The following is a 17,974-nucleotide window of genomic DNA, read 5'->3' as shown; positions in this document are numbered from 1 at the left end:
AAGAAGAGCCGAAGGCGGACTCAGGCCGCCGGCAGATCATGCGGCGGCGGCCGGAACAGCGGCGAGATCAGCCAGACCAGCCCGATACCGAACAGCAGGGTCAGGCCGAACGCGCGCAGCGCCGGAGTCTGCGACAGGCCCAGCAGGCCGAACGACAGCCAGGTACTGGCCGCACCCACGCACACCGCCAGCCATGCACTGGCGTCGCCACGATGCTCGATCAGGAAGATGCCATAGTCGATGCCCATGCCCAGCAGCAGCATCAGCGCCAGCACGTTGAACAGCTGCAGCGGCTGGCCGAACAGGCCCAGCAGGCCCAGGGTCAGCGCACCGGCGATCAGGGTCGGGGCGAACACGCGCCAGGCCTGGCGGCGATAGCGCAGCCACAGCGCGCCGAACACCAATGCGATGCCGACCAGCAGCAGCCCGCCCATCAGCTTGCGGTAGTGGCCCAGCAGCGTGGAGAAATCGGAGGTTCGGTCTACCCAGCGCACGCCGGGCAGGCCTTCGGCGGCACGTTCCAGCGTGGCCAGAGCATCGGCACGCGACAGGTCATCGACCATCACCACGCTGATCATCTGCCCACCGACCTTACCCACCCACAGGTGGCGGAACGGCTGCGAGGCCGGCGAGGCCAGGAAGGCGTCGGCGGTGAGCGGCGCTGCGGCAAACTGCGGTCGCTGCAGCGGCTCGCCCACGGCTTCGGACACAGCCGACAGCACGCCGGGCTCCACCTTCGCGGTCAGCGCAGCATCGGCCTGCTGCCGGGCCGGTGATGGCAGCCAGTCACTGATCGCGCGGTAGCCACCAATGCGCTTGTCATCGGCCAGTACGCGCAAGCGTTCGGTCAACGCCTCTTCGCGCTGCAACAGCTGGGCGGCATCGCTGCCCTGCACCAGGTAGAACTGTGCCGGGCTGGGCATGCCCAGCAGCTGGCTCAGGCGGATCTGCTGGGCCATCAGCGCCGGTGGAGACGACTGCAGGCTGCGCAGGTCGTCGTTGCTCTGCAGGCGCGCGATGCCCACCGCGGACAACGCCAGCGCGGCCACCACGAAGATCGCCACCGGGCGCCGGCCGTGCAGGCGCGGGAAACGTTCCAGCGTATTGCCCAGCCAGTGCGAGAAGCGGGTCTGGCGGATCTCGCCACCGTCGAGCCACGGGAACCAGAAGATCACCGTGAGGAACGCTGCTGCCAGGCCCACCACCGAGAACAGCGCCATCTGGCGAAGGCCCGGGAACGGGGCCAGGCCCAACGCGAGGTAGGCCAGCGCACTGGTCAACAGCGCCAGCCACAGGCCGGGCAGCAGATGCCGCAGCTGCTTCCAGCGACGGTCGGCCGGTTCGGCCTGGCGCGACGCAAACCAGTGGATGCCGTAGTCCTCCGCTACACCCACCAGCGATGCACCGAACACCAGGGTCAGCACGTGCACTTTGCCGAACACCAGCACGGTCACCGCCAGCGCCACGCCGCAACCGATCAGCAGCGACGCGGCCACCAGCAGGATCGGCCGCAGCGAACGGAACGCCAGCCACACCAGCAGCAGTACCGCGGCCAGTGAGCCCCAACCGATCGTGTTGATCTCGCGGTTGGCCTGCACCGCAGCGGCTTCGGCGTGCAGCGGCACGCCGGCATGCAGGATTTCCAGCTCGGGCGCTGCGGCCCTGGCCGCCTTCCCGGCCCGCTCCAGCAGGCCATCAAGATGGCGCTCGCCATCGAGCTGGAACGCCGAACCCGGCGTATCGAACTGCAGCGCCGCCCAATGCTTGCCCTCGGCTTCAAGCAGGCCATCATCACCCAGCCGCAAGCCCGAACCCTGCGCCTGCTGTTGCCACCACTGCGGCCACAATGACAGCGGATCCTGCCGCCATTCGGTGAGCCGCGGCGCACCCATCGGCCCGTACAGCGCGGCGAGTGCCTGTTCGGCCAGCGCACCGGTTTCCGTGCTCTGCAGCTGGTCACGCTGGGCCGGGGTCAGCAGGCGGTCGCGATACGGCGCGTAGAACGCACGCGCCTCGTCGAACCAGCCTTCAATGGACCCACTGGGCACCAGCAAAGCGCTCTCGGCATCTCCAGCCATGGCCGCAGCGAACGCGGCCTGCGCCCGCTTGGCGGCGGCGCCATCCTGGCTGCCGAGCAGCACCACCACCTGCCGCGAACTGCCATCGGCGATGCGCCGGGTGACATCGCTCAACAGGCGGTCATGTGCATCCTGCGGCAACAGCGCGAGGATGTCGGTATCGATCCGCGGTTCCTGGCTCCACAGGCGCCACTGCTGCACGCCCAGTACCAGCAGCAACACCAGCCAGGCGATGCCCAGCCAATGCCACCAACGCCGCAACCGGTCCGGTGCGTTCAACGCCACGGCGTCACTCAAAGCGGCGCGCCTCGTCGGGGTTCAGCGTGGCGGGGGCTTCACTCAACGCGCTGAACTGGATCTGCGTGCGGTCCTTGTTCGCCTCGACGATCTCGACCTGGCGCACATAGCGGTCACCCTGCAGCGTCAGCGACTCGAAGGCCTTGGCCAGCATCGCCGACTTCGGTGTCAAACGCAGGCGCCAGCCCTGCCCTTCACGGCTGGCCGCCACGTTGAACTGGCCGGAGAGTGCCTGCACGTCGCCACTCATCAGCGCGAACATGATCGCATTCACCGAGCGCATCGCCGGCTGCTGCCGTGCATCGAGTTCAACGCGGGTGCTGCCATCGCGCTGGCGGCTGAGGATGCGGTCGGCGGTGACCACCACCTCGGAGGGGAACGGCGTGAGCGTGGTCCAGATCACACCGTGCTGGCGCGCGACCACGAACCGGCCGTGCGAGCGCAGCGGATTCCTGAAGCCACTGACCTGCTTTTCCTGGCTGAACTGGCCACGCAGCACCTCCGGACGCGCCACCGCCTGGGTGATCGCGTCGACGGCAGGATCGGCCGCCTGTACACGCGGTGCGGCCACCAGCAACAGCGCGCACAGCAGCACGCCTGGAAGACGGGCGAGCATGTTCATGGCGCGGGCACTCCCAGACGTTCCCACAGTACCGGCGGGCATTGGTACAGCATCTCCTTGCTGGCGGCATCCACCGCGACCTGGATGGTCATGGCCCGGGTGGCCACCTGGCCGCTCTCCGCATCCAGGATCTCGTAGTCGATCTTCAGCCGGTTCTCCCATTCGACGATGCGTGCACGCACCAGCAGCCGCTGGTTGAACAGCAGCGGTCGCACGTATTTCACGCGCGCATCGACCACCGGCCACAGGTAGCCCGATGCGAGCATCTGCGGGTAGTCGTAGTCGTGGCGCTGCAGCAGCGCACACCGGGCAATCTCCAGATACTTGAAGTAGTTGCCATGCCAGACCACGTTCATCGGATCGCAGTCGTGGAAGGCGGGGCGCAGCTCGATTTCACAGACCAGGTCATTCACCGGAATACAGTTCCCAACGTTGCGCGCGGATCTCCACCAGCAGTTCCCGCAGTTCGCGATCCAGCGCGCGGTCTTCCTCGACCAGCGCGATGCGCTGCCCCAGGTCCACATACATGTCGGCCAGACTGCCATGCAGCTGCGCGTTCAGGCCAACCCGCTCGCGCAGTGCCAGGCCCTGGCGGGCGGCGATCAGCATCGCCGCCACCACCTGTTCAGTCAGTTCGATCACACGCAGGCAGTCGCGCGCGGCGATGGTGCCCATGCTGACCTTGTCCTGGTTGTGGCATTCGGTCGAGCGCGAGAACACACTGGCCGGAAGGGTCTGCTTCAACGCTTCGGCGGTCCACGCCGAGACGCTGATCTGCAGTGCCTTCAGCCCGTGGTTGATTGCTGCCCGCGGGCCGGTAGCCGCCGACAGATTGGCGGGCAGGCCGTGGTTGTATCGCGCATCCACCACCAGCGCCAGCTGCCGGTCGAGCAGGTCGGCAAGGTTGGCCACGGTGTTCTTCAGCGTGTCCATTGCCAGTGCGATATGGCCGCCGTAGAAGTGGCCGCCGTGCAGGATGCGCTCGCCGTCGGCATCGATCAGCGGGTTGTCGTTGGCGCTGTTCAGCTCGGTTTCGATCAGCTGCCGCAGGAAGGGCAGGCTGTCTTCCAGCACGCCGATCACGTGCGGGGCGCACCGCAGCGAGTAACGATCCTGCAGGCGCTGTTCGTTGCGCGGCGGCCGTTCGCTGTGCAGGTCGCGGCGCAGCCGTGCGGCGATGCGGGCCTGGCCCGGATGCGGCTTGGCCGCGAACAGGGTCTCGTCGAAATGGTGCGCGTTGCCGTCGCTGGCCAGCACGTTGAATGCGGTCAGGCGGGTGGCCAGGCGCGCCAGGTAGTCGGCACGCTGCCAGGCCAGGCAGGCCAGGCCGGTCATCACCGCAGTGCCGTTCATGATCGCAAGGCCTTCCTTCGGCCGCAGCTTCAGCGGGACCATGCCGATGCTCGCCAGTACTCCGGCAGCCGGTTGCACGCGGCCATCGTGCAGGACCTCGCGCTCGCCGCACAGCACCGCCGCCACGTATGACAGCGGCGTCAGGTCACCGCTGGCGCCGACCGATCCCTCCGCCGGGATCATCGGCAGCACGTCATGCCGCAACAGTGTGGCCAGGCCTTCCAGCAGGGCTACGCTGACACCGGACATGCCACGCACCAGCGACGCCAGACGGGCAGCCAGCACCGCGCGGGTCTCGGCCGGGTCCAGGTAACGGCCCAGTCCGCAGCCATGGTAGGTGTACAGGTGGTGCGGCAACTCGGCCACCAGCGCCGGCGGGATGTTCACCGTGCACGAATCGCCGTAGCCGGTCGTCACGCCGTAGATCACCCCGTCCTCGCGCAGCAGGCGGTCGAGAAAATCGGCACCGCGCTGGATGTGGGCACGGAAGGCCGGGGCCTCGCTCAGTGCGGCCTCGCACTGGCGATGGGCCAGCGCCACCACGTCTTCGATGGTCAACGGTGCGTCGCCAAAGCGGCACACGGGTACGGCGTCAGTCGTCATGCGGAGCCTGATCCCAGAAGGGGAAGAAATTGAACCAGTCCAGCGGGGACTGGATGACCTGCAGTTCGAGCCACTGCGCGAAACGCTGCGCCTGCCCTGCCAGTGCCGCGTCCCGCGAGCCACGCGGCAGCACGATGCGATCGGCGAACTGCTCGAAGGCGACCCGGTACCCCTGGCCTTCATGCAGGCAGGCCATGGTGTACACCGGGCAGCCCAGTGCCGCCGCCAGCACGTAGGCACCGATGGGGAACGGGGCACGGTGGCCGAGAAAATCCGCGGTGACGCTGCGTCCACCCTGCACTGGCGTGCGGTCGCCGACGATGGCCACGAAGCCACCGGCAGCCACGCGCTCGGACAGCATCATCGCCGTGGCCGGCCCCATCGCGGTGACCTGCACCAGTTCCACCGTTGCCAGCGGGTCCAACCGCTGCAGCAGGCGATTGAAGCGCTGCGCGTGCGCGGTGTGCACCAGCACGGTGATGCGGAACCCCGGCACCTGTTCGGCCAGCACCTGGCACAACTCCAGGCAGCCGATGTGGGCGGTCAGGATCAGCCCGCCTTCGCGGCGTGCGATCCTGTCCAGCACCAGATCGCGCCGCAGCTGGATGCGCTCGGGCGGATAGCGTCCGCCCAGGCCGAGGATCTTGTCCAGCAGGGTGTCGGCGAACGCGAAGAAATGGCGCAGGCTGTCGCGCCGCGTCGGCTCGCGGCCCAGCGCGCCACTGTGTGCCTGCAAGCGCTGTAGATACTGCAGTGATGCCTGCCGGGCCACGCGGTTGCCCAGCCAGTGGCAGAGCACCACCGGCCACACGCACAGGCGGAACGGCCAGCGCCCGAACCACCGATGCACCCAGCACAGGAACAACACGCCGGCCACCGATGTGGATTCACCGATGTCGGCCCAGTGCGGCGCACCTTGGGGGGCGGCCATCTCAGCCCTGCCCCTGCAGGCGGCGCCAGAGCAGGCGCGGTGCGCGCCGGAGCATGCCGAAGAACAGGCGCGCATGCATGCGGCTGATGCGTACGTTGTCGCGCCACACATCGAAATGCGAGACACCGTCTGCCGGATAGGTCACCCGCGTCGCCAGATGTTCCACCGGCACCTGCCGCCAGTACAGCCGCACCATCACTTCGGTATCGAAATCCATGCGCCGGCCGATGGTCTCTTCGCCCATCAGGCGCAGCACCGGAGGCAGTGGATAGACACGGAAACCGCACATGGTGTCGCGCAGATGCAGCGACAGCGTGTTGATCCAGACCCAGACATGCGTTGCGTAGCGACCGTACAGGCGGGCCTTGGGCACACTGGCATCGTAGGCGGGAATGCCGCAGATCACCGCGTCCTGCCGCGCACGCGCGGCCGCGATGAAGCGCGGCAGGTCGCCGGTGTCATGCTGGCCGTCGGCATCGATCTGCAGCACGTGGCTGCAGCCCCGCCTTGCGGCCTCGGCGAAGCCCGCCAGCATCGCCCCACCCTTGCCCTGGTTGACCGGCAGACGCAGCAGATCGACCCCTTCACGCTGCGCCAGCGCCTGCAGCACCGAAGCACATGATGCATGCGAGCCATCGTCCACAAGCAGGCAGGGCAGGCCAGCGCGCTGCACGCCATCGACCACCGCGGCGACAGCATGTTCGTGGTCGTAGACGGGAATCACCACCAGTGGCGCGAACGCGGCACCGGCATCGGCCGGATCACTGCGCATCGGCGAAGACCATCCTGCCACTGGCGTGTACGCCATGCACGGAGGCATAGCGGAAGACCAGCACGTTGCGTGCGGTATCCCAGTCCAGATGCAGCGTCAGCTCGTCGCCCGGACGCGCCACATGCTGGAACTTCACCGCATCCATGCGCACGAACCCCTCCGGCATCGCAAAGGCCTGCCGGGCAAAGCGCACCGCCCAGTCCACCTGGGCCACGCCGGGCAGGATCGCGGCCTGCGGGAAATGTCCCTGGAACGGGCGCAGCGCCGGGTCCAGGGTCATGCGCAGGGTAGCGCTGGCCGCCTCGCGCCGATCCCATACCGGCACCGGCATCGACGGCTGGAACAGGGCCACCAGCGCGGCCTGGGTCACCTTGCCCTGCGCATTCACCGGCAGCGTGGGTACCAGCCGCCAGCGGCGCGGACGGGTCACGGCGTCATGGCTCTGTGCCAGGCGCGCGGCCAGCCGCTGGCCCAGCGCGCGGCGCGCGGCATCATCGGCATCAAGCAGTGCCGCATCGGCCGGCACCACCACGGCCGCCAGCTGCTCGCGCTGGCCGGGCAGCACCAGCACGCGCACGTCATCGACGTCCGCGTCGTCGCGCAACGCACGTTCCAGCGCATCGAGCGAAACGCGGCGCTCTTCGATCTTGACGATGCGGTCGGCGCGGCCGAGCAGGCGGAAGCAACCCTCGGCCAGCGCTTCCACCCGATCCTGCGTGCACCACCAGTCGCGGCTCTGCAGATGGGGTGAAGCCACCGCCAGGCAGCCTCCCTCGATTCTCCACTGCACCCCCGGAAGCGGCTGCCAGGGCGGAAGGTCGGTATCCCAGCGACGCCAGGCGATGCCGCCGGTCTCGCTGCTGCCGTAGACCTCGGTCGGTGCGACTGCCATCCATTGCCGCACCTGCCGCGCTGCCTCTTCCGGCAGCGGGCCGCCAGAGGAGAACACAGCGCGCAGGTGGCCCTGCAGGCTGGCCCAATCCAGCTGCGCAGGCAGGCGCTTGAGGTGCGCCGGGGTCGCCACCAGCACCGTCTGCGTGCCCGCCAGCGCAGCGACCAGATCCTCATGGAAGAACCGCCGCGGATGGATCAGGCGACCGGCGGCCAGCGGCCACAGCACGCGGAACAGCAGGCCGTAGATGTGCTGGTGCGACACCGTGCCATGCACCTGCGCGCCTTCCAGCTGTGCGCCGAACGCGGCCTGCAACGCATCGACCTCGCGCGCCAGCTGGTCCAGGCGCTTGTCGATCGCAGTGGGTTCGCCGGTACTGCCCGACGTGAACACGCACAGCTCGCAGGCATGCTCGTCCAACGCATCCAGCTCGACCTGCGCACCGGCGGCCGCCATCATCAGTGGCCGGTAATCACGGGAAACGTCACCGGCAAAACCGCTTACCTGCGGCTGCAGGGCCTGCAGCGTGGCGGGCAGGTTGTCGGCGGCCAGGAACACCCGCTTGCCGGCGTGCCAGGCACCGAACAGCGCCTCGGCGAACGACACGGCATCATCGAAGTACAGCGCCCAGTCACGGCCGTCAGTGGCGGCAAACGCCGTACGCCAGGCCACTACGCGCTGGCGGAATTGCTGATGGTCGACCACTTCGCCATCGCGGATGCCGACAGCACGCTGCGGCCGCGCATCCCGCAGCAGCCGGTCCAGGGCAATCCACTCAGCCATGGGCGTGCGCCGCCTTCACCCGTCGCCGCACCAGCCATTCGCCTGCGAACAATACACCCATCATCACGTACGCCAACAATCCGTTGTAGAGCATCCAGACCCGATCCGATGCGTACAGCGCGGTGAGCAGGGCCAGACTGCCGTTGAGAACGAAGAAGCCGCACCACACCTGGGTGACGCGGCGGGTATAGGCCACCGCGAACGGTGGCAGGTCCGGCTCCTGCAGCCGCGCCAGGCGCTCCACCAGCGGCGGCCCGAACCGCAGGCTGATGGCGAACACGCACAGCATCACCACGTTCACCAGCGCCGGGTACAGCTTCAGCGGCAGCGCCTGGTTGAGCACGGTGGCCAGCACCGCCAGCAGTCCGGTACCGGCTGCAGCAGCCCACCACAGCGGCTGGCGCGTGCTCAGGGCACGCAGCAATGCCAGGGTGAACAGCAGCAGTGCCAGCCAGCGCGGCTCGAAGCGGCCCATCGCCAGGTAGACGAGCAGCGGGTAGGCCAGCGAAATCGCCGCCACCACGACCGTACGCGCGCGTGCCAAGGCGGAGCCGCCCGCGCTGCGGTCAGGCTGCTGCCTGGTCCGGCAGCAGCCGGTGCACGACATCCACGATGTCCTGCACGGTGCGCACGGCCTTGAACGCTTCCGGCTGCAGGTTGCGGCCGAGCAGCGGCTTGAGCTGCACGATCAGGTCGACCGCATCGATGCTGTCGATGTCCAGGTCGTCATAGAGACGTGCCTCGGGGGTGATCCGGGCCGGTTCGATCTCGAAGCTGTCGGTCAGGATGTTGACGATGCGTTCGAACAGTTCATTCTTGGTCATGGCAGCTCCTGGCGCCGTTACGACTGGCGGGCGGCGACGAACTCGCCGAGCGCGCGCACGCTGGAGAAATGGCGCCGGGTCTCTTCCGAGTCGGACGACAGGCTCACACCGTACTTCTTCTGCAGCGCCAGGCCCAGTTCCAGAGCGTCGATCGAATCCAGGCCCAGGCCCTCGACGAACAGCGGCGCGGTCGGATCGATGTCCTCCGGCGTGATGTCCTCCAGTGAAAGCGAGGAAATGATCAATTCCTTGATCTCGTGCTCAAGTGCTTGCACGGGTCGAATCTCCAGACAGGTCGAAATAACGAGAAAGGTGCTCGGTGACGCGGCGTGCTGCCAAGGCATCCCCCCTTGGCGCGTCGTCTTCGGCCAGGAATGGCGCGATCGGGATATCTTCGCCGATCTGCAGCCGAACGTGAAAGCGACGTGAGGGCACACGATACCATTTCTGCCCTTTGCTCAGGGTTGGCGGGGTACAGGTGATCCGCACCGGCGTGATGTCCAGCCGGCCGCGGACGGCGATATTGGCGGCCCCACGCTGAAGCCTCGGCGACTGGCCGGGCACGCTGCGGGTCCCTTCCGGGAAGATGACCAGGCTGCCGCCGGCCCGTACCGCGGCCACGCAGTCATCGACCAGGCCGGCCCCGTCGTCATTGGAAATGTAGCCGGCGGCCCGGACCGGGCCCCGCATGAACGGGTTGCGGGCCACCGCCCGTTTGACCACGCAGTCGGCATTGGGCAGCAGCGAGACCAGGCAGACCACGTCGATCAGGGTGGGGTGGTTGGCCAGGACCAGCAGGCCGTCGCGCTGCAGGCGCTCGCGCCCTTCGATCTCATAGGTCATCACCCCGAGCCCGCGCATCAGCCGCAGGTGGCTGGCGAACGCCACCTGCACTACGCGGCGGGCGCGACGGCGGCGGGCCACCGGATCACGCATCAGCAGCAGGACCGGCATCACCACGGCGCCCAGCAGCAGGCCCCCGATGCCGAACGCAGCAAAACTCAGGCCGGTGCCCACCACCCGCCAGGCAAGATCGAGGCGGCGCAGCGCCTCAGCCACGGCGGCTCCAGCGCCAGCGCTGGCCATTGGCAACGTGTTCCAGCGCCGGCGCGCCCGCGAGCAGGAAGCGGTGCAGGTCCAACGCGTGCGGCAACAGGCCGGGCGCGGCGGTAACCGGGGCCGGCGCGTCATCCCACTGCAGCGACAGCGTCGGCAGCGCCTGTGTCGGCGCCACCACACGCCAGCACCAAGCGAAGAACGGATCGGGTTCGTCGGCGAACGTCGCGTAAACTTCGGGCAACGGCGACTCGTAGACCACCACCCGCACTTCGCGGGCGCCATCGGCCAGCAGACCGGCGGCCTCCAGGCAGGCGGCCTCCACCGTCGCCTGGCCGGCAGCCAGCGCCAGATAGTTGCCGCGATGGCCACGAGCGATCGAGTACAGCGCAGCGATCGCGTTATGGACCGACAGGCCGAATCCGGTGGGCGACAGGGGCTGCTCGTTCACCAGCGCCCCGAGCAGGTCCATCGAGCGCGCTACATCACCATGGCGGCTGGCAAACACCAGCGGTACCTGGCTGTCGGCCCCTTGGCCATCCTCGCACCAGCAGGCCGTCTGGATCGCCATCCGCCCCAGCCGCTCGATGCGGCGGCGCTGCATCGCGGGCACCTCGGACAGCGCCGGCGTGCCCTCGCCCTGTGGCAGGAAGGGTGCGTCAGCCCAGCTCAGCCACTGGCTGCGCTCGCTCAGGCCAGGTGCCCAGGCAGCCCAGTCGACGATGGAGAATTCGATCATCTAGCGATGGTGCTTCATCAGGAGAACGATGGCACGAGCCATTATGGCGACGCGCGGCGGCCCCCCGTCCCTGCAGCCGTGCGTCCGTCCAGGACGTCGCCGGCTGCCCCCCTGGCGGCCGGAAAGGAGCGCACGCTAGCACGTCCTGCGCAGGGTGTGCAGGTTTCACATTGCACAACACGGGGCCGGCACCTGTGGCCCCGCACGCCATTGCTCAGTGGTAACCGGCTCCGGCCTGCACTTTGCCGCGGAATACCCGGTACGACCACGCCGTATAGCCGAGGATGACCGGCAGCAGAATGACCAGCCCGACCAGGGTGAAGCCGAGCGAGGACGCCGGTGCGGCTGCCTGCCACAACGTCATCGAGGGCGGCAGCAGGTACGGCCACATGCCCAGCACCAGGCCCAGGAAGCCGAGAATGAACAGCGCCAGGCTGAGCAGGAACGGCGGCAGGTCGCGGCGTGGATGCGTGGCGCTGCGCCACAACGCAGCGGCCACCGCCAGGGTCAGCAACGGCACCGGTGACAGCCACCAGAAGTTGCCGTCACTGAACCAGCGCGCCATCAACCGCGAGTCCAGGAACGGCAGCCAGCTGCTGACCAGGCCCATCGCTGCGATCACCGCCACCACCAGCGGCCGTGTCAGCTGCCGCGCCAGCGCCTGCACGCGCCCTTCCGTCTTCAGGATCAGCCAGGTGCTGCCCAGCAATGCGTAACCGGCGACCAGCGCCGCGCCGGTGAGCATCGCAAACGGGCTGAACCAGGCAAACGCACCGCCGTGGTAGACCCCGTCCACCAGGGGCAGCCCCTGCACCAGCGCGCCCAGGATCACGCCCTGGGCGAACGTGGCCAGCAGCGAGCCGAGCGCGAACGCCACGCTCCACAGCCTCCGCGAGCGATGCGCCTTGAAGCGGAATTCGAAGGCCACGCCGCGGAACACCAGTGCCACCACCAGCAGCAGCACCGGCAGATACAGCGCCGACAACAGCACTGCATAGGCCTTGGGGAACGCCGCCAGCAGGCCGGCGCCGCCCAGCACCAGCCACGTCTCGTTGCCGTCCCAGATGGGCGCAGCCGTGTTCATCATCAGGTCGAGCTGCTCCTCGTCCTCGGCGAACGGCGCAAGGATGCCGATGCCCAGCACGAACCCGTCCAGCACCACGTACATCAGTACGCCGAAGCCGATCACCGCGAACCACGCCACCGGCAGCCAGGTCACCAGGTCCATGTCAGCGCTCCTCCAGCGGTTCGTCGGCGGCGGACAGCGGCCGTGCCGGGGTGTGGCTGCCGTGGTCCAGCGAGGGCCCCTGGTCGTGGGGCTGCGGTCCATGGCGCAGGATCTTCACCAGGTACCAGATGCCCCAGCCGAAGACGAAGGCGTAGCCGACGACGTAGACCCCCAGCGACAGCGCGGTCATCCATGCGCTCTGCGGGCCGACCGCATCGGCAGTACGCAGCACGCCGTAGACCACCCACGGCTGCCGCCCCATCTCGGTGACGAACCAGCCGGAGAGCAGCGCGATGAAGCCGCTCGGCAACATCCAGTTCCAGCCGCGCAGCAGCCACGGCGAATCCAGCAGCTTCCTCCGCCACAGCTGGAACGCCGACACCCATGCCAGCAGCAGCATCAGCGTGCCCAGTCCAACCATGATGCGGAAGGCGAAGAACACCGGCGTCACCGGTGGCCGTTCACTGGCCGGTACCGAAGTCAGCGGATCGAAGGTGCCGTCCAGCGAATGGGTCAGGATCACGCTGCCCAGCTTCGGAATGGCGACTTCGAAGTCGTTGCGCTCTTCCTTTTCGTTGGGCAGCGCGAATACCACCAGCGGCACGCCCTCGCCTTCGCCGGATTCATGCCAGTGCGCTTCCACCGCCGCGATCTTCATCGGTTGGTGCTTGAGGGTGTTCAGGCCATGCATGTCGCCGACGAAGATCTGCACCGGCACGGTCAGCGCGGCAAACGCCACGGCCGCGATCAGCATGCGCCGGCCCGCCTCCACGTGCGTTCCCCTGCGCAGGTACCACGCACCCACGCCGCCGATCACGAAGCAGGTGGTGATGAACGAGCCCAGCGCCATGTGCGCCAGCCGGTACGGGAACGACGGGTTGAACACCACCTGCCACCAGTCCACCGGATGCACGATGCCATTGACCATCTCGTAGCCGGCCGGGGTGTGCAGCCAGCTGTTGGACGACAGGATCCAGAACGTGGAGAACAGCGTGCCCAGCGCCACCATGCAGGTGGACAGGAAATGCAGGCGCGGCGAAACCCGGCCCCAGCCGAACATCATCACGCCCAGGAAGCTGGCTTCCAGGAAGAACGCGGTCAGCACCTCGTAGGTCAGCAGCGGGCCGATGACGGTACCGGCCACCTCGCTCAGGCGCGGCCAGTGGGTGCCGAACTGGAAGGCCATGACGATGCCGCTGACCACGCCCATGCCGAACGATACGGCGAAGATCTTCTGCCAGAAGAAGTACAGCTCCCGCCAGACCGGGAGACGGGTACGCAGCCAGCGCCATTCGACGAAGGCCAGCCAGCTGGCCGTGCCAATGGTGAAGGCCGGGAACAGCACATGGAAACTGATGACGAATCCGAACTGGATCCGGGACAACAACAACGCGTCCAAGGGACGCCTCCTGCCTGCGACCGGTGGGATACCGGACCACTTTAGGAATATTTCGTTACGCCGGGATGCGACCGGGTGACGCGCTGCTTCACTCTGTCGCAGGGGAAGCCGCCGGGCATGGCCGCGCCCCATGACCTGCCGGCGCCGATCCGCCGGGCATGGCCCTGCGCTACCCATTGATCCCCAGGTAGCGCCGGGCCATGCCCGGCGAGAGCCTCAAGGCCAGAAGTACCAGGCACCGGCCGCCAGCAGCGCGCCCACCAGCAGCACCTGCACCACCACATAGCCCACGCCACTGTCGCGCGACTCACTGGCAATACGCGTCTGCAACGCCTCGCTCACGTCCGGGGTCTGTTCCTGCCGTGCCTGTTCACGCAACGCCTGCGCCAGCGCGCGCTCGTCGGCATCGCGGGGATCGGTCGGTGGATTCACAGCAGTTCTCCGGCGGTGGCATGCCGCGTCAGTTCCTGCTTCAGGAGCAGACGCGCGCGGTGCAGGTGGCTCTTGATGGTACCGCGCGCAAGACCGGTCACCTGCTCGATCTCTGCCAGGTCGAAATCCTCCAGGTAGTGCAGGCCGACGATCAGGCGCTGCGGCGGGCTCAACCGCTCCAGCGCCGCACCCAGCTGGCGGCCGGCCTGCAGCGCTTGGCTGAGTTCGGCCGGGCCCGGTCCCTCGTCACCGATGCCCAGATCCTCCGGTACCTCCACCGCCACCATCCACTGCGCTTCCAGGCGCCGGCGACGCAGGTGCTGCAATGCGGTGGTGTAGGCCACCCGTGAGATCCAGGTCCGCAGCGAGGATTCGAAGCGGAACCGGTGCAGTTGCCGGAACACCGCCAGGAAGGTCTCCTGCAGCAGGTCAGCGACCTGATCGCGGTCACCCACCATGCGACCGATCACATGCGCGCACGTGCGCTGATGGGCCTGCACCAGCTGCGCGAACGCCGGTTGCGAGCCATCGATGATGGCCCGCACCAGCGCCGCATCATCTTCGATGACCGCGGCCGCCGCGGCGTCCTGCCGGCGGCGGCCGCGCAGGGCGGACAGGGCTTCGCCCAGCAGGCTCATGCGCACCGCTCCCCCGGGGCGTGTGGCATGCCGGCGCTCAGCTCTTGCGCACGGCGGGGCGGGTGAAGTGCCAGGCCAGCAGCTGGCCCAGGCCGGCACTGCCCACCAGGGCGGCGGCGGCGCCAAAGGTGAGGTCGCGGGCGCCCAGGACTTCCAGCAGGCCCATGGCCAGGGCCAGGCACACCAGGCTGATGCCCCAGCGCAGCGCGCCCTGGCGGCGGCGCTCTTCCTCCAGCACGGCCAGGGAGCGGATCACCTCCTCGGGCACGTGCGGTGCGACCAGCTTGCTGCGCGCGCGCGCATCGGCGATGGCGTGGATGGCGTAGGCGATGCAGATGAAGAGGGTGATCGGGATGAGTTCCTGCATGGTCGTGCTCCTGTGCGGTGAATGATGCGGGTTCAGGAGAATGGATGCGCGATGGCGGCCGCCGGTTGCACCGCTTTGCCGATCCCGCTGCCATGACCTGTGGCCCCCTCCTGCGGCGCGAACGGCTGCTACCCTTGCCCGGTTTCCTTTTCTGGTGCCGTCCGCCCATGTCCCGAGTGCTGCCCCTGTCCCTCCTGCTGTCGGCCGTGCTGGCCGCACCGGCCGCCCATGCCGCGCCGACGCCGATCACCATCGAACAGGCCATGGCGGATCCGGACTGGATCGGTCCGCCGGTCGAGAAGGCCTGGTGGTCGTGGAACAGCCAGCAGGTCGAGTACCAGCTCAAGCGCAACGGCAGCCCGGTGCGCGACACCTTCCGCCAGCCCGTGGCCGGTGGTGTTGCGGCCCAGGTGGCTGACGACCAGCGCGGCACCCTGGACGTGGCCGATCCGGTCTACGACCGCACCCGCACCCGCAGCGCCTTCGTCCGCAACGGCGACGTGTTCGTGCGCGACCTGCGCAGCGGCGCGCTCACCCAGCTCACGCGCAGCAACGAGCGCGCCAGCGGGGTGAACTTCGCTGCCGACAACGGCGTGATCTGGCGGGTGGGCCAGAACTGGTTCCACTGGACCGCTGCCGGCGGCGTGCAGCAGGTTGCCAGCCTGAAGGCCGACAAGGACCCCAACAGCGCGCCCAAGGACGACCTGCTGCGCGACCAGCAGCTGCGTACCCTGGAAACCCTGCGTCGCGACCGCGAGCAGCGCGAGGCATTGAAGGACCAGGACCAGCGCTGGCGCCAGGCCGACCCGACCCGCGCGCCGGGCCCGGTATACCTGGGCGCCGACGTGGAGATCGCCGACAGCGTGCTGTCGCCGGACCTGGGCCACCTGATCGTGGTGACCACGCCGAAGGACTTCGACGAGGGCCGCACCAGCAAGATGCCGCTGTACGTGACCGAATCCGGTTACGAGGAAACCGAGGACACCCGCACCCGCGTCGGTCGCAATGGCAACGAGCCGCACACCCTGTGGTACGTGGACGTGCGCAGCGGCAAGGCGCAGAAGCTGTCGCTGTCCGGCCTGCCGGGCATCGCCACCGACCCGCTGGCCGACCTGCGCCGCAAGGCCGGCAAGGAGGCGCTGAAGGGCGAACGCAGCGTGCAGGTGATGAGCGACTTCATGGGCGGCGGCATGCGCTGGAGCGCCGATGGCCAGCAGGCGGCGGTGATGCTGCGCGCCAACGACAACAAGGACCGCTGGATCGTCAGCATCGGCAGCGACGGCCGCGTGCAGAACCGCCACCGGCTGACCGACAACGCGTGGATCAACTGGGGCTTCAACGATTTCGGCTGGATGGCCGATGGCCGCACGCTGTGGCTGCTGTCCGAGGAATCGGGCTTCTCGCACCTGTACACCCAGGCCGGCACTGCCCGGCCGCAGGCGCTGACCAGCGGCAAGTGGGAGACCTCCGCGCCCGTGCTGTCGGCCGACGGCAAGGGCTTCTACTTCCTGTGCAACCAGCAGGCCCCGCACGATTACGAAGTCTGCGCGGTCGACACCGGCAGCCGTCAGGTCCGCGAGCTGACCAGCCTCAACGGCGTGGAAGACTTCTCGCTGTCGCCGGATGGCCAGCAGCTGCTGGTGCGCTACTCCGGTGCCTACCTGCCACCGCAGCTGGCGGTGCTGCCCAGCGCGGGCGGCCAGGCCCGCGTGCTGACCGATACCCGCAGCGCCGACTTCAAGGCGCGCCAGTGGATCCAGCCGAAGCTGGTGGCGGTACCGTCCAGGCATGGCGCCGGCGTGGTCTGGGCCAAGTACTACGAACCCGAGCACAAGGAGCCGGGCAGGAAGTACCCGATCGTGATGTTCGTGCACGGTGCCGGCTACCTGCAGAACGTGCACCAGCGCTACCCGGCCTACTTCCGCGAGCAGATGTTCCACAACCTGCTGGTGCAGAAGGGCTACATCGTGCTGGACATGGACTACCGCGGCAGCGAGGGCTACGGCCGCGACTGGCGCACGGCCGTCTACCGCAACATGGGCCACCCGGAACTGGAAGACTACAAGGACGGCCTGGACTGGCTGGTGGACACCCAGCAGGGCGACCGTGACCACGCCGGCATCTACGGTGGCTCCTACGGCGGCTTCATGACCTTCATGGCGCTGTTCCGCGCACCGGGCACCTTCAAGGCCGGTGCCGCGCTGCGCCCGGTGGTGGACTGGCACAACTACAACCACGCCTATACCAGCAACATCCTCAACACGCCGGACATCGATCCAGAGGCGTACCGGGTGTCCTCGCCGATCGAGTACGCGCAGAACCTGCAGGACAACCTGCTGATCGCGCACGGCATGATGGATGACAACGTGTTCTTCCAGGACTCGGTGAACCTGACCCAGCGCCTGATCGAGCTGCACAAGGACAACTGGTCGATCGCCCCGTACCCGCTGGAGCGCCACGGCTACGTCCGCGCCGACTCCTGGCTGGACCAGTACAAGCGCATCCTCAAGCTGTTCGAGCAGAACCTGAAGTGAGCAGTGCCGCGGCCACGATCCACATCGTGGCCGCCGTCATCGTCGACGACCACGGCCGGGCGCTGGTGGTACGCAAGCACGGCGCCGACCGCTTCATCCAGCCCGGAGGCAAGCCCGAACCGGGCGAAACGCCACTGCAGACGCTCGCCCGCGAACTGGACGAAGAGCTGGGCGTGCGCCTGCTCGCCGACCCGACCGTGGCGCTGGGCCATTTCCAGGACTGGGCGGTGAACGAGCCTGGTCATCGCGTACAGGCCGAGGCCTGGTGGGTGCAGGTACAGGGCACGCCGCAGGCACGCGCGGAAATCGCCGAGCTGGCGTGGGTGCCGCTGCGCCCGCCCCATGGCCTGCTCTTGGCACCCTTGAGCGAACACCATATCCTGCCGGCCGTTGCCACCCGGGTGGCGACCCGCTGAAGACGCCACT

19 protein-coding genes are annotated in these 17,974 nt (G+C 68.3%); 2 read left to right on the top strand and 17 right to left on the bottom strand.

Translation table 11 applies throughout. The annotated features are described in order from the left end of the window. Positions 1-20 precede the first annotated feature (20 nt). The 17 genes from ACVOJ1_RS12550 to ACVOJ1_RS12470 all read right to left on the bottom strand — a co-directional run bounded on the left by ACVOJ1_RS12550 (position 21) and on the right by ACVOJ1_RS12470 (position 15,014). On the bottom strand, positions 21-2,375 hold the full coding sequence (locus ACVOJ1_RS12550) for an MMPL family transporter (RefSeq protein WP_128989961.1): 2,355 nt from the start codon (positions 2,373-2,375) through the stop codon (positions 21-23). Beyond that, a complete protein-coding gene (locus ACVOJ1_RS12545) occupies positions 2,368-2,997 on the bottom strand; it encodes an outer membrane lipoprotein carrier protein LolA (RefSeq protein ID WP_065174273.1) in 630 nt (209 codons plus the stop codon). Before ACVOJ1_RS12545 ends, ACVOJ1_RS12550 begins: the two co-directional genes overlap by 8 nt. Continuing rightward, complete coding sequence (locus tag ACVOJ1_RS12540) at positions 2,994-3,410, bottom strand: acyl-CoA thioesterase (protein WP_414488004.1); 417 nt, start codon at positions 3,408-3,410, stop codon at positions 2,994-2,996. The genes ACVOJ1_RS12545 and ACVOJ1_RS12540 overlap by 4 nt, the downstream gene beginning before the upstream one ends. Next, the gene (locus tag ACVOJ1_RS12535) at positions 3,403-4,953 is read right to left on the bottom strand and encodes an HAL/PAL/TAL family ammonia-lyase (protein ID WP_065181425.1); all 1,551 of its coding nucleotides are present in this window, start codon (positions 4,951-4,953) and stop codon (positions 3,403-3,405) included. The genes ACVOJ1_RS12540 and ACVOJ1_RS12535 overlap by 8 nt, the downstream gene beginning before the upstream one ends. Beyond that, positions 4,943-5,884 (bottom strand): LpxL/LpxP family acyltransferase, encoded by a 942-nt coding sequence (locus ACVOJ1_RS12530; protein ID WP_053518078.1) that lies wholly within the window; start codon positions 5,882-5,884, stop codon positions 4,943-4,945. Before ACVOJ1_RS12530 ends, ACVOJ1_RS12535 begins: the two co-directional genes overlap by 11 nt. Before the next feature lies 1 nt (position 5,885). After that, positions 5,886-6,656, bottom strand: a complete 771-nt coding sequence (locus ACVOJ1_RS12525) for a glycosyltransferase family 2 protein (RefSeq protein ID WP_053518077.1) — start codon at positions 6,654-6,656, stop codon at positions 5,886-5,888. Further along, complete coding sequence (locus ACVOJ1_RS12520) at positions 6,646-8,331, bottom strand: ApeI family dehydratase (protein ID WP_111187188.1); 1,686 nt, start codon at positions 8,329-8,331, stop codon at positions 6,646-6,648. Before ACVOJ1_RS12520 ends, ACVOJ1_RS12525 begins: the two co-directional genes overlap by 11 nt. After that, positions 8,324-8,875: a COG4648 family protein gene (locus tag ACVOJ1_RS12515; RefSeq protein ID WP_053518075.1), complete on the bottom strand. Its 552-nt coding sequence runs from the start codon at positions 8,873-8,875 to the stop codon at positions 8,324-8,326. Before ACVOJ1_RS12515 ends, ACVOJ1_RS12520 begins: the two co-directional genes overlap by 8 nt. 22 nt (positions 8,876-8,897) lie before the next feature. Further along, complete coding sequence (locus ACVOJ1_RS12510) at positions 8,898-9,155, bottom strand: acyl carrier protein (protein ID WP_053518073.1); 258 nt, start codon at positions 9,153-9,155, stop codon at positions 8,898-8,900. A 17-nt stretch (positions 9,156-9,172) separates the two neighbouring features. Then, the gene (locus tag ACVOJ1_RS12505) at positions 9,173-9,430 is read right to left on the bottom strand and encodes a phosphopantetheine-binding protein (protein WP_053518072.1); all 258 of its coding nucleotides are present in this window, start codon (positions 9,428-9,430) and stop codon (positions 9,173-9,175) included. Then, positions 9,417-10,214 (bottom strand): lysophospholipid acyltransferase family protein, encoded by a 798-nt coding sequence (locus ACVOJ1_RS12500; RefSeq protein ID WP_053518128.1) that lies wholly within the window; start codon positions 10,212-10,214, stop codon positions 9,417-9,419. Before ACVOJ1_RS12500 ends, ACVOJ1_RS12505 begins: the two co-directional genes overlap by 14 nt. Continuing rightward, complete coding sequence (locus ACVOJ1_RS12495) at positions 10,207-10,950, bottom strand: beta-ketoacyl synthase chain length factor (protein WP_263176394.1); 744 nt, start codon at positions 10,948-10,950, stop codon at positions 10,207-10,209. The genes ACVOJ1_RS12500 and ACVOJ1_RS12495 overlap by 8 nt, the downstream gene beginning before the upstream one ends. A gap of 214 nt (positions 10,951-11,164) precedes the next feature. Next, the gene (cydB, locus tag ACVOJ1_RS12490) at positions 11,165-12,178 is read right to left on the bottom strand and encodes a cytochrome d ubiquinol oxidase subunit II (RefSeq protein WP_065174269.1); all 1,014 of its coding nucleotides are present in this window, start codon (positions 12,176-12,178) and stop codon (positions 11,165-11,167) included. 1 nt (position 12,179) lies between these two features. Beyond that, positions 12,180-13,577, bottom strand: a complete 1,398-nt coding sequence (locus ACVOJ1_RS12485; RefSeq protein WP_053518068.1) for a cytochrome ubiquinol oxidase subunit I — start codon at positions 13,575-13,577, stop codon at positions 12,180-12,182. Between the two features lie 216 nt (positions 13,578-13,793). After that, positions 13,794-14,009, bottom strand: coding sequence for a hypothetical protein (locus ACVOJ1_RS12480; RefSeq protein WP_053519921.1), 216 nt, complete (start codon positions 14,007-14,009; stop codon positions 13,794-13,796). Further along, a complete protein-coding gene (locus ACVOJ1_RS12475) occupies positions 14,006-14,647 on the bottom strand; it encodes an RNA polymerase sigma factor (RefSeq protein ID WP_053519922.1) in 642 nt (213 codons plus the stop codon). The genes ACVOJ1_RS12480 and ACVOJ1_RS12475 overlap by 4 nt, the downstream gene beginning before the upstream one ends. A 37-nt stretch (positions 14,648-14,684) precedes the next feature. Then, positions 14,685-15,014, bottom strand: coding sequence for a hypothetical protein (locus ACVOJ1_RS12470; RefSeq protein WP_053519923.1), 330 nt, complete (start codon positions 15,012-15,014; stop codon positions 14,685-14,687). Between the two features lie 167 nt (positions 15,015-15,181). Between ACVOJ1_RS12470 and ACVOJ1_RS12465 the strand changes: the two genes are divergently transcribed. Both ACVOJ1_RS12465 and ACVOJ1_RS12460 read left to right on the top strand, forming a co-directional pair. After that, positions 15,182-17,548, top strand: a complete 2,367-nt coding sequence (locus ACVOJ1_RS12465) for a S9 family peptidase (protein WP_065181421.1) — start codon at positions 15,182-15,184, stop codon at positions 17,546-17,548. Then, entirely contained in the window at positions 17,545-17,964 is a 420-nt protein-coding gene (locus ACVOJ1_RS12460; RefSeq protein ID WP_180876464.1) for an NUDIX hydrolase, read from the top strand. Before ACVOJ1_RS12465 ends, ACVOJ1_RS12460 begins: the two co-directional genes overlap by 4 nt. Positions 17,965-17,974: the final 10 nt, after the last annotated feature.

The sequence above is a fragment of the Stenotrophomonas sp. STEN225 genome, assembly GCF_056756445.1.
Note: the sequence above shows the minus strand (reverse complement) of the source record. Positions and strands in the feature narration are given on the sequence as shown.

What these genes read in the sequence shown, in the direction of transcription:
- ACVOJ1_RS12530 (WP_053518078.1), bottom strand. Translation starts at nt 5,884, where the DNA reads ATGGCCGCCCCCCAAGGTGCGCCGCACTGGGCCGACATCGGTGAATCC.
- ACVOJ1_RS12520 (WP_111187188.1), bottom strand. Translation starts at nt 8,331, where the DNA reads ATGGCTGAGTGGATTGCCCTGGACCGGCTGCTGCGGGATGCGCGGCCG.
- cydB (WP_065174269.1), bottom strand. Translation starts at nt 12,178, where the DNA reads ATGGACCTGGTGACCTGGCTGCCGGTGGCGTGGTTCGCGGTGATCGGC.
- ACVOJ1_RS12545 (WP_065174273.1), bottom strand. Translation starts at nt 2,997, where the DNA reads ATGAACATGCTCGCCCGTCTTCCAGGCGTGCTGCTGTGCGCGCTGTTG.
- ACVOJ1_RS12465 (WP_065181421.1), top strand. Translation starts at nt 15,182, where the DNA reads ATGTCCCGAGTGCTGCCCCTGTCCCTCCTGCTGTCGGCCGTGCTGGCC.
- ACVOJ1_RS12510 (WP_053518073.1), bottom strand. Translation starts at nt 9,155, where the DNA reads ATGACCAAGAATGAACTGTTCGAACGCATCGTCAACATCCTGACCGAC.
- ACVOJ1_RS12475 (WP_053519922.1), bottom strand. Translation starts at nt 14,647, where the DNA reads ATGAGCCTGCTGGGCGAAGCCCTGTCCGCCCTGCGCGGCCGCCGCCGG.
- ACVOJ1_RS12470 (WP_053519923.1), bottom strand. Translation starts at nt 15,014, where the DNA reads ATGCAGGAACTCATCCCGATCACCCTCTTCATCTGCATCGCCTACGCC.
- ACVOJ1_RS12535 (WP_065181425.1), bottom strand. Translation starts at nt 4,953, where the DNA reads ATGACGACTGACGCCGTACCCGTGTGCCGCTTTGGCGACGCACCGTTG.
- ACVOJ1_RS12525 (WP_053518077.1), bottom strand. Translation starts at nt 6,656, where the DNA reads ATGCGCAGTGATCCGGCCGATGCCGGTGCCGCGTTCGCGCCACTGGTG.
- ACVOJ1_RS12495 (WP_263176394.1), bottom strand. Translation starts at nt 10,950, where the DNA reads ATGATCGAATTCTCCATCGTCGACTGGGCTGCCTGGGCACCTGGCCTG.